Source organism: Alloyangia pacifica (assembly GCF_020524285.1).
Classification (GTDB): Bacteria; Pseudomonadota; Alphaproteobacteria; order Rhodobacterales; family Rhodobacteraceae; genus Salipiger; species Salipiger pacificus_B.
On record NZ_JAIVKX010000037.1, the window covers coordinates 1 to 2,607 of the forward strand.

The 2,607-nt window shown below is 62.7% G+C and carries 3 protein-coding genes; all 3 read left to right on the forward strand.

What is annotated here, in order from left to right; all coding sequences use genetic code 11:
• A partial coding sequence (locus LC039_RS27120; protein WP_226629914.1) for a TRAP transporter substrate-binding protein occupies positions 1 to 960 on the forward strand: 960 nt, incomplete at its 5' end.
• Positions 961 to 1,026: 66 nt separating this feature from the next.
• Entirely contained in the window at positions 1,027 to 1,617 is a 591-nt protein-coding gene (locus tag LC039_RS27125; protein WP_226629916.1) for a TRAP transporter small permease subunit, read from the forward strand.
• A gap of 1 nt (position 1,618) precedes the next feature.
• Positions 1,619 to 2,607, forward strand: a 989-nt coding sequence (locus tag LC039_RS27130; RefSeq protein ID WP_226629917.1) for a TRAP transporter large permease, incomplete at its 3' end; no start/stop codon positions are given.

The window sequence follows — 2,607 nt, forward strand, 5'->3', positions numbered from 1 at the left end:
GCCGCCTCGGCACAGGAATACAGTTTCCGCTTCCAGTCCTCGGACCCGGCCGGCAACCCGAACTTCATCTTCCAGCAGGGCTGGACGGAAACGGTCAAAGAGATGACCGACGGCAAGGTTAGCATCGAGCTGCTGCCGGTGGGTTCGATCGTCGACTACAAGGAAACGCCTGACGCGATCGCCGCCGGGATCATCGATGGCCATATCACCGACACCTCCTATTTCGCCGGTCGTGACCCGGCCTTCGGCCTCATCGCCAACCCTGTCGGCGCATGGTCCGATCCCGAGCAGATGATCGACTTCGTCGAAAACGGTGGCGGCAAGGAGCTGATGAACGAGCTGATCAATCCTTATGGGCTCGAGTTCATCGGCGTCTCCACCCCGGGCCTCGAAGCCTTTGTCTCGAAGGTGCCGCTCGACAGCGTCGCCGACCTGCAGGGCGTCAAGGTTCGCTCGCCCGAGGGGCTGATTGCCAACGTCTTCGCCGCCGCCGGCGCAAACCCGGTGAACCTGCCCGCCTCCGAGGTCTACACCTCGCTCGACAAGAGCGTCATCGACGCCGCCGACTACTCGGTCTTTTCGGTGAACCAAGAGACCGGCATGAACGAGATCGCGCCGCATCCGGTCTATCCCGGCTTCCACTCGCTGCCGCTGGTCGAGGTTTCGCTGAACAAGGCCAAGTGGGACGCGCTGCCGCCGGAAATCCAGGAGCAGCTCAAGGCCTCGGTCAAGGAATTCCAGCAGACCCAGGTGAACACGCTGAAAGAGCGTGATCTCGAGGCGGTTGAAACCGCTGAGGCCGAGGGCATCACCATCCACAACTGGTCCGACGAGGAACGCGCCAAGTTCCGCGCCATCGCGCAGAACGAATGGGCGACCGTCGCCGAGGGCTCGCCGATGGCGAAGAAGGTCTTCGACACGCTGACCGCCTATCTCACCGACAAGGGCCTCCTCCAGTAAGCCCGTGGAGGCCGGCGGCACGGGTCGCCGGCCTTCCTGCATACCAATCTGACGGAGGACATGTTGATGAGCAGACCTGATAGCGCCCCCTCGGTACACGAGCACACCTCCGAGTTACCGACCCATGAGACACGAGAAGAGCCGATCCCCGAGGCGGGGCTGCTCGGCCGTGCCATCGACCGATTGGGCTTTATATTCGCGGTCGGGATCGTGGCGGCGGCGGTCTTCCTGCTGATGGAGGTCTTCCTGCGGTATGCGCTGAACGCCCCGACGATCTGGGCGCATGAGACCGCGACCTTCCTCTGCGGTCTGGCGTTTCTCTACGGCGGGCTGTTCTGCGTGTCGCGCGACCGGCACATCCGGGTGGTCCTGATCTACGACGCCCTCCCAGCGCGGGCCCGAAAGGCGCTCGACATCTTCACATCACTGGCCTCGATGATTGCCAGCGGGTTCTTTGCCTATGCGGCGTGGCTGATGCTCAGCAAGGCGGTATGGTCGCCGATGGGCGATCTGCGCCTCGAACGCTCCGGCAGCGCCTGGAACCCGCCGCTGCCCGCTTACCTCAAGATATTCCTTTTTGTTCTAATGCTTGTCATGTGCGCCCAGTTCGCGGTGATTGTCGTCAAGCAGCTCAAAAAGCCTGCAAAGGACATCTGACATGCAAGCCATGTTCGATCTGGCGGCGCTCGGCATCGGGCCCGCAACCCTCCTCATGTTCGGTCTCATGGTGGTGCTGCTGCTGACCGGCATGCCGCTGGCCTTCGTCACGCTGCTCGTCTCGCTAGTCTTTGCGCTCGGCTTCTTCGGCCCGCTGTCGATCACCGTGATCACGAGCCGGATTTACACCTTCGTCAACAGTTTCATCTTCGTCTCGGTGCCTATGTTCGTGCTGATGGCAGCGATGCTCGACCGATCCGGCGTCGCCCGCGACCTGTTCGACGCGATGAAGCTGATCGGTGGCCGGATCCGCGGCGGGGTCGCCGTGCAGACCATCTTCGTGTCGGTGATCCTCGCAGCCATGTCGGGCATCATCGGCGGCGAGATCGTGTTGCTCGGCCTGATCGCCCTGCCCCAGATGCTGCGGCTTGGCTATGATCGAAATCTTGCGATCGGTGTCGTCTGCGCCGGCGGCTCGCTGGGTGCCATGATCCCGCCCTCGATCGTGCTGATCATGTACGGTTTGACCGCCAACGTCTCGATCGGCGATCTGTTCACCGCGTCCTTCGTGCCCGGCCTGATGCTGGCCTCGCTCTACGTGGGCTACGTGCTGCTGCGATCCTACTTCTCGGAAGGCGTGGCGCCGCCCCCCACCAACGAGAAGATCCCATCTGCAGAAAAACTGCGCCTGCTCAAGGGGCTGATCCTTCCGCTGCTCGTGGTGACTTTCGTTTTGGGCTCGATCTACGCCGGTATTGCCTCTGTGACCGAAGCCTCGGCGGTCGGCGTGGCAGGGGTCGCGCTCTCTGCCGTGATCCGCGGCGAGTTCACTTGGAAGTTCCTGCGTGAAAGCGCAATGCAGACCCTCTCCACCTGCGGCATGATCGTCTGGATCGGGATCGGTGCCACGGCCCTCGTCGGCGTATACAACCTCATGGGCGGCATTAATTTCGTCGCTGGGCTGATCACCGGTGTCTCGGACAACCCGAT

Coding starts and splice junctions, on each gene's coding strand:
- LC039_RS27125 (WP_226629916.1), top strand. CDS start 1,027: ATGAGCAGACCTGATAGCGCCCCCTCGGTACACGAGCACACCTCCGAG.